Origin of the sequence: Microbacterium sp. CPCC 204701, assembly GCF_004010105.1 — a bacterium.
Classification (GTDB): Bacteria; Actinomycetota; Actinomycetes; order Actinomycetales; family Microbacteriaceae; genus Microbacterium.
Genome location: NZ_RRYE01000128.1, coordinates 1 through 7,659 on the forward strand (window position 1 = coordinate 1; position 7,659 = coordinate 7,659).

The window sequence follows — 7,659 nt, forward strand, 5'->3', positions numbered from 1 at the left end:
AGCGCGAGCAGCACGAGCCGCACCTGGAGCCCGTCGTGGAGGTCTCGGGCGATCCGCCTGCGCTCGCGGTCGGCCGCCTCGACGAGCCGCTCGCGCGACTGCATCAGTGCGCGCTGGCTCGCCCGCAGCTCGGCGGTGAGCCGGGCGCGTTCGACCTCGATCGCCACGATGCGTCCCGCGGTGCGCACGAGTTCGCGGTCGGCCACCAGCGCTGCGTCGTAGTCGATGGCGCCGATGGTCCGGCCGTCGAGCACGATCGTCTCCCAGCCGCGGCGGCTGTCGGCGAGGCGGGCGGGCGCCCCCCGCCCGTCGGCGTCGAGGAACTCGCCGCGATCGCCGGCCCAGAAGTACAGACGCAGCGACGGGTCGCCGAGCACGTGCGCGAGTGCGTGCGCGAGCGGCTCCTTCGAGGCGCTCGCGGTCCCGAGCCACGTGCCCAGCTCCTCGAGCTCTCCGGTGCGGGCGAACCCGCCCCGCAGCGTCCCCAGGGCGAACGCGATCGGGATCCCCGCGAGCACCGCGAACTGAAGGTAGCCGCGGACGAAGGGATGAACGAGCAGCACCCGATCCAGCACGACCGCGATGAGGGGCATGAACAGCACGGCGAAGATGCCGTACGAGAACAGCGGGATCAGCACGCGCCGGTGTGCGGCATCCGCACGGCGCAGCCTCCCCCACAGCACGACCGCCACTGCGACGCTGAACGCGGAGGCGACGATCGTCTGGAAGAGGCCGAGCAACTCGACGACGCCAGGGAGGTCCGCGACGGCGAACGAGGGGAAGGGGCCGTCCGGGTCGAACAGGTAGCGAGGAGCCTGGAGCAGCAGCGCGATGACGTACATCGCCGCCACCAGGAACCGTGACACCCGGTCCGGCAGGCGGCCCGTGGGGAACGCGAGCAGCAGATGCACCATCGCCGCCGCGACGATCGTCGCGCACACCGCGCCGAGCCCGACGAGCAGGGGGACGCCGGTGTTCTGCAGACTGCCGAGGTAGAGGGCGAATCCCGCGACGACGATGAGGAACCCCATGCCGTTGCTGGGCCGGCGCTTCCACGCGACGAGCCCCGCGACGACGTAGACCGCGAAGATCAGCGGCAGCATCAGCAGCAGCGGGCCCGCCGGACCCGCGAGCGGGAACAGCGCGACCTCGACGCCGACGAGCATGGTCGCCAGCAGCGCGACCAGCGTCAGCGCACTGTGGAGCGATCGCGAGAGCGCGGAGCGCACGCGGGGAGCTGCAGGCATCGGGCCTTTCCGAGAGTCGAGGTCACCTCATTGTGTCGTGCGGCGGCCGGAGTCCACGACGACCCAGGTCCTCAGTCGGTAGCCTGGCCACGCGCCACGGCGGCACCCGCCGTTCACCGAAGGGTCATACCTTGCCGACCATGGGCAACGAGCACGAATCCCCCGCACCTCAGCCCGTCGGCGCCGGGCGGCCGCCGGCGCCGCCCGCGACGGCCAGCACGGGTGCCGTCGCGATGATGGGCCTCGACCTTCAGGAGGGCGCGCAGATCCCTCGCAAGCGGGTGATCTCGTGGGCGCTGTGGGATTGGGCGACGCAGCCCTTCAACACGGTGCTGCTGACGTTCGTGTGGGTACCGAGCTTCCTGGTGTCGCCGTTCTTCCTCGATCCGGTGGTGGCGGCCGGCGGTGTGGTCGGCGGAGACACGATCGACTGCGACACCGCGGTCAACACCGCCACCGAGTACTGCCAGGCCCTCGGCACACTCGACAGCAACCTCGGCTGGGGCATCACGGCAGCCGGCATCCTGATCGCGCTCCTCGCGCCGGTGCTCGGCCAGCGGGCCGACGCGGCGGGCCGCAAGAAGCTCATGCTGGGCATCTTCACAGCGCTGCTCATCCTGTGCCAGCTCGCCATGGTGTTCGTCGCCGGCGTTCCCGCCCACTTCTGGTTCGGCGTCGCGATGATCGCCGTCGGAAGCATCGTCGGAGAGATCGCCGGCGCGAACTACAACGCACTGCTCGTGTCGGTGTCGACGCCGAAGACCGTCGGCAAGGTGTCGGGCCTCGGCTGGGGCTTCGGATACCTCGGCGGCATCACCGCGCTCGCCATCGTCGTGGGCCTCATCCTCGGCGGGGTGCTCGACGGCACCGAGCCGCTGACGTTCCAGCTCATCGCGGCGGGTGCGACGGTGTGGACCCTGATCTTCACGATCCCGATCTTCCTCAACGTGCCCGAGCCGCCGCCGGCGCCCGGCGCGCGTCGCGTCGGCTTCTTCCGCGGGTACGTCGAGCTCGCGCGGTCGATCGCGCGCCTGTGGCGCGAGACCCGGCCCACGTTCTGGTTTCTGCTCGCCTCGGCCGTGTACCGCGACGGCCTCGCCGCCGTGTTCACATTCGGGTCGGTGATCGCGGGCCGCGTCTTCGGCTTCGGCTTCACCGATCTCGTGGTCTTCGGCATCGTGCTGAACCTCGTCGCCGGGGTCTCGACGATCTTCGCCGGCCGCCTCGACGACCGCTTCGGGCCGAAGCCTGTGATCCTCGTCGCGATCGGGGTCCTGGTGGTGTGCTGCCTCACCGTCTTCTTCGGCGCCGGCGCCGGCAAGGGGCTGTTCTGGACGGTCGGGATCGTGCTCGCCGCGTTCGTCGGTCCCGCTCAGGCCGCCTCCCGTTCGTTCCTCGCCCGGGTCACGCCCGCCGGCCACGAGGGCGAGGTCTTCGGCCTCTACGCGACCACCGGGCGCGCAGCGAGCTGGATCGCGCCGCTGCTGTGGGGCGTGTTCATCGCCGCCGCCGCACATCAGACGCTGTACGGGATCCTCGGGATCGCCCTCGTGCTCGCCGTCGGCTTCGTTCTGCTGCTGTTCGTGAAGGCGCCGCGGCGGGTCGCGCAGGGCTGAGTTCTTGCCGGAGGCATCGGTCTGTTCCGCTAGCCTCGCTTGCGGGTGATGCTTCATCGTGCGACGGGGGGTCGTCGCGCTCCCTCGCACCAGTCGTACCGAGAGGCACCGTGACGATCCCGCTCACCGAGAGACGCCGCATCGCGCGCCATCGGCGCGCGGTCGCGTATTGGGGAGTGCTCGCCGCGATGTTCGTCTCGCTCTGGGTCGGGGCATCCGTCGCTCCTCCCGAGTGGGTGCGCACTCCCGCGCTCTTCGCCCACCTCGGATCGGTGATCGTGGGCCTCGGCGCGGCGGTGCTGCTGGAGACCAGCGGGCTGCTGTGGATGCTGCGCCGTGCGGCCCTCGACGACCTCCGGCGCATCGAGCGCATGGTGTCAGGACTGGCATGGCTGGGAATCGCGGGGCTCCTCGCCACCGGCGCATTCTTGCAGCCCGACCTCTCGCAGCCCCTCACTGCGCTCAAGATGGCGGCGGTCCTCGTGGTCGCGATGAACGGCGTCTCGATGACGAAGCTCACCGCCGAGCTCGCCAGACTGCCCGGAGGCGTGCGCTTCTCGGCGCTGCCGCGGCGACTGCGGGGGTGGTGCGTCTGGAGCGCGCTGGTGTCGCAGGCCGGGTGGTGGACGGCCGTGCTGATCGGGATGCTGAACACCGCATCGCAGTGATCCGACAGGCGGGCTCACACTCGCCTCGCAACTGCGCTCGGGTTAGGCTCTTGCCCAGCCGTCGACCCGAACGGCCCGGACCTTCCGACCCCCCGACGACCGAGGTTCCCGATGCGCCAGCCCAGGCCTGACGACGATGCTGCCGATCCCGGCCCGCGCCGTGGCGCAGTCGCGAAGCCGGCCACCCCCGCCTCTGCCGCCACGTCCGCGAGGCCGAGCGCCATCGAAGAGCGGCGCGAGCGGCGCCGTCGGCGGCGCCGTCAGGCCGTGATGTGGACCTCGGGCGCCGCGATCGTCGTGCTGCTGGGCGCCATCGGCACCGTGGCGTACGCGATCGTGTCGAACGCGTCGCCGGACGCCCCCGCCGCCGTAGAGCAGCAGCAGCCCGACGAGCCCGAGCCTGAGCTGCTGCAGTTCCCCGACGACGAGCCTGCCGCCGCACCGGGTGCCGAGCCGTGCACGGTCGTACGCGTGCTGTCGTCGTTCGAGAACGCCGAGATGGTCGAGAACCTCGCGGCCGCCTACAACGGCCAGCCGCGCAATGTCGCGGGCTCGTGCGTCACGGTGACCCCGGCCAAAGACAAGTCCGGCCTCGCCGCCGCGACGGTGGCGTCCGGGTTCTCGGGCGTCGCCGACGACCAGAAGCCCGCGGTGTGGCTGCCCGACTCGTCCACGTGGGTGGACGTCGCCCAGTCGGCCGGCGCGACGGCGCTGCGCGCCGACGGCACCAGCGTCGGCACCTCCGACATCGTGCTGGCGATGCCCGCGCAGCTGGCTCAGGCGGTCGGATGGGATGCCGAGGCCCCGACGTGGAGCGAGGTCTTCGAGGCGGCCGGCGACCCCGACCTGTGGAGCGGGCTCGGCCACCCGGAGTGGGGCGCGTTCAAGCTCGGCAAGACGAGCCCGCTGATGGCGACCTCGGGCGAGGCGGCGATGTTCGCGTCGTTCGGCACCGCGGCGGGCTCGCTCGAGTCGCTGACCGCGCGCGAGGTCGCCGATCCGGCCGTCCAGACCGCTGTCCACGAGAACGAGCTGGCGACGAGCCACTACATGGCCACGCCCGAGCACTTCCTCTGGCACGCACGCCAGGCCGAGGCATCCGGTTCTGCCGCCGACTTCCTCTCGGCCGTCATCGTCGACGAGAAGTCGGTGTGGGACTACAACCGCGGCATCGTGAGCCGTGACGGCGTGACCCGCACGCAGGAGGCGCCGCCCGCCGAGCAGCTCGTGCCGATCTATCCGTCCGACGGCTACTACGCCGCCGACAATCCGGCCATGCGCCTGACCGCCGAATGGATCGACCCGGTCGAGTCGGAGGCCGCGGCGGACTTCATCCGCTTCTCGCTCACGGCGCAGGGCCAGGAGGTCGTGCGGGCGTCGGGCTACCGCGACCTGAACCGCCGGCTCGACCCCGGCGTCGAGCAGGTGGGAAGGCTGCGCGCCGGCCAGGCAGGTGTCATCGCGTTCCCCGAGCAGGACGTCGTGACGGCGGTGCAGGCCGCGTTCCCCGACGTGCGCAAGCGCGCGAACGTGCTGTTCCTGCTCGATGTGTCAGGCTCGATGGACGAGCAGATCTCGCCCGCCGAGACGAAGCTGACGCAGGCCAAGAAGGCCATCGAGGCCGCGCTCGGACACTTCACGACCGGTGACGACATCGGTCTCGCCGCCTTCGCGCAGGCGCCCGATGGGGCGATGGTGCCGGGCTTGGTCGCGCCGGTCACCGACATCGGGGCGTCGCGTGACGCGTTCCTCGGCTCGCTCGGTGCTCTCGCTTCGATGGGCGATACTCCGCTCTACCAGGCGGTCGACACGTTCGCCGGGCAGCAGGCGGCGTCATGGTCGCCCGAGCGCATCAACGCGGTCGTGCTCCTGAGCGACGGCGAGAACGACGCGCCGAACGCGCCGACGATCGGCCAGGACCAGATGCTCGAGAACCTGCGCAACCTGCACCACGCGACGCCGGTGCTCGTGTTCACGCTCGCGTACGGCGCCGACGCCGATGTCGCGACGCTGCAGTCGATCTCGAGTGCGACGGGAGCGCACTACTACGACGCGACCGACCCGTCGCAGCTGCAGGCGGTCCTCGGCGACCTCGTCACGAGCTTCTGACGTCGGTCACCGCGGCCGTCGCATCCAGCGAGGCAACCGGGGCCAATCGATCCCGCGCTGGTCGGGCTCCTCGACGTCGAGTCCGTAGTAGTCGCCGATCCGTTCGACGAAGGCATCCCGCCTGGCGTGCTCGTACGCCCGCCGCTCGCGCCGGAACGCCACGATCGTCGACCAGCACATCAGCAGCATCACGACGCTGAACGGCAGCGCGATGGTGATCGCGGCCGTCTGCAGCGCGGTGAGCCCCCCGGTGATGAGGAGGGCGACGGCGAGGAGCGCGGACACGAGCGTGAAGAAGGTCCGCACCCACTTCGGCGGGTTCTGGTCGCCACCGGTGGCGATCATGCCCATCACGAGCGCGCCCGAGTCCGACGAGGTCACGAAGAAGATCGTGACGAGGATCAGCACGCCGATCGTCAGCACGGTGGTGCCCGGGAACCGGCCCAGCAGCTGGAAGATGGAGCCCTCGAGGTCGACCGTGCCGTCCGGCAGCGTCATCGACCCCGGTTCATGCAGCTCCAGAAACAGCGCGGAGCCGCCCAGCACCGCGAACCACAGGATTCCGAGCATCGCGGGCACGATGATGACCCCGAGCACGAACTCGCGCACCGTGCGCCCACGCGAGATCCGCGCGATGAAGATGCCCACGAACGGCGACCACGAGATCCACCAGCCCCAGTAGAAAGAGGTCCACGCCGCCTGCCAGGCCTCCCCCTCTGCGTCTTGGAACGCGCTGACGGTGAACGACAGGCCGACGTAATTCTGGATGTAGCCGCCGATCGACTGCACCCACTCGCGCAGCAGGAACTCGGTCTGCCCGAACACCAGCACGTACAGCAGGAGCAGTCCCGCGAGCACGAGGTTCGCCGACGACAGCCACTTCATCCCGCGGTTGACGCCGGAGAGCACCGAGAGCAGGACGAGCACCGTGATCACTCCGATGATCGCCACCTGGAGGCCGACGGTCGGCTCGGCGAGCCCGGCGGACTCGAGGCCCGCGCTGATCTGCAGCACGCCGAGGCCGAGCGACGTGGCGACGCCGAAGAGCGTTCCCGCGAGAGCCACCACGTCGATGGCGTGTCCCCAGGGTCCCTCGACCCGCTTGCGCCCCAGCACCGGCTCGAGCGTCCACCGGACCGAGATGGGCCGACCGCGGCGGTGGATCGCGTACGCGAGCCCGAGCCCGACGACGACGTAGATCGACCAGGCCTGCACGCCCCAGTGCAGGTAGGTCTGCGTGAGCGCCTGCTGCGCGAGCTGCTCGGGCGTGCCGCGGACGCCCGGCCGCGGATCCACGAAGTGGCTGAGCGGCTCGCTCACACCGTAGAAGACGAGTCCGATGCCCATTCCCGCGGCGAACAGCAGCGAGAACCACGCGCCGGCCGAGAACTCGGGCTTCTCGTCGTCACGACCGAGCTTGATGTCACCGAAGCGTGAGAAACCGACAACGAGCGCGAACGCGACGAAGAAGGCGGCGATGAGCACGTAGTACCAGTTGAACGCGTTGACGATCGTCGACTGGATCGCCGCGAACAACGCCTCGGCGGCCCGCGGGGCGAGGATCGCGAAGGCGCTGAAAACCAGCACGACGCCGGCGGCGGGCCAGAACACCCAGCGCTGGATCCCACTGCGAGCCGCGACCGGCGCCGCGACGGGGGTCGTGCCCGGCGGCGATGTCGTTGCGTCGGGCGTGGGTTCCGGCGGCGTGGCGTTCTCACTCACGGTCCTCAGGCTAGCCACCCGCCGGGCGCGGATCAGGGGCTAGACAAGAGGCCAGGATTGGGCAAGCTTGGTCAGCAGCCGCGCGAGCTCGGCGCGCTCGTCGGCGGTGAAGTCCGACAGGGCCGCGTCGACCGCCTCACGTCGCTCGCCCCGGAAGCCGCGCACCAGGCGGGCTCCGGCATCCGTCAATGCGACTCGCGTGCGGCGGGCGTCGTCGGGGTCGGCCTCGCGCCGCACGAGGTCGAGCTGCGCGGCCTGCTGCACGAGTCGCGAGGCGCGCGGCTGGTCGACGCCCAC

The 7,659-nt window shown here is 70.9% G+C and carries 6 protein-coding genes; 3 read left to right on the plus strand and 3 right to left on the minus strand.

All coding sequences use genetic code 11. The annotated features are described in order from the left end of the window. The coding region (locus EIO58_RS09390; protein WP_127819317.1) for a sensor histidine kinase at nucleotides 1-1,247 on the minus strand (1,247 nt) is incomplete at its 3' end. A gap of 140 nt (nucleotides 1,248-1,387) precedes the next feature. On the opposite strand from EIO58_RS09390, the gene EIO58_RS09395 reads away from it, so the two are divergent. The 3 genes from EIO58_RS09395 to EIO58_RS09405 all read left to right on the plus strand — a co-directional run bounded on the left by EIO58_RS09395 (nucleotide 1,388) and on the right by EIO58_RS09405 (nucleotide 5,640). After that, a complete protein-coding gene (locus tag EIO58_RS09395) occupies nucleotides 1,388-2,863 on the plus strand; it encodes an MFS transporter (protein WP_164861608.1) in 1,476 nt (491 codons plus the stop codon). 110 nt (nucleotides 2,864-2,973) lie between these two features. Beyond that, complete coding sequence (locus tag EIO58_RS09400) at nucleotides 2,974-3,531, plus strand: hypothetical protein (protein WP_127819318.1); 558 nt, start codon at nucleotides 2,974-2,976, stop codon at nucleotides 3,529-3,531. 270 nt (nucleotides 3,532-3,801) lie between these two features. After that, nucleotides 3,802-5,640 carry a vWA domain-containing protein gene (locus EIO58_RS09405; protein WP_240658683.1) on the plus strand — a complete coding sequence of 613 codons (1,839 nt, stop codon included), beginning with the start codon at nucleotides 3,802-3,804 and terminating at the stop codon, nucleotides 5,638-5,640. A gap of 6 nt (nucleotides 5,641-5,646) precedes the next feature. Here EIO58_RS09405 and EIO58_RS09410 read toward each other — a convergent pair whose 3' ends face one another. Continuing rightward, complete coding sequence (locus EIO58_RS09410) at nucleotides 5,647-7,362, minus strand: BCCT family transporter (RefSeq protein WP_127819320.1); 1,716 nt, start codon at nucleotides 7,360-7,362, stop codon at nucleotides 5,647-5,649. 39 nt (nucleotides 7,363-7,401) lie between these two features. Then, on the minus strand, nucleotides 7,402-7,659 hold a 258-nt coding region (locus tag EIO58_RS09415), incomplete at its 5' end, for a MarR family winged helix-turn-helix transcriptional regulator (RefSeq protein ID WP_127819321.1).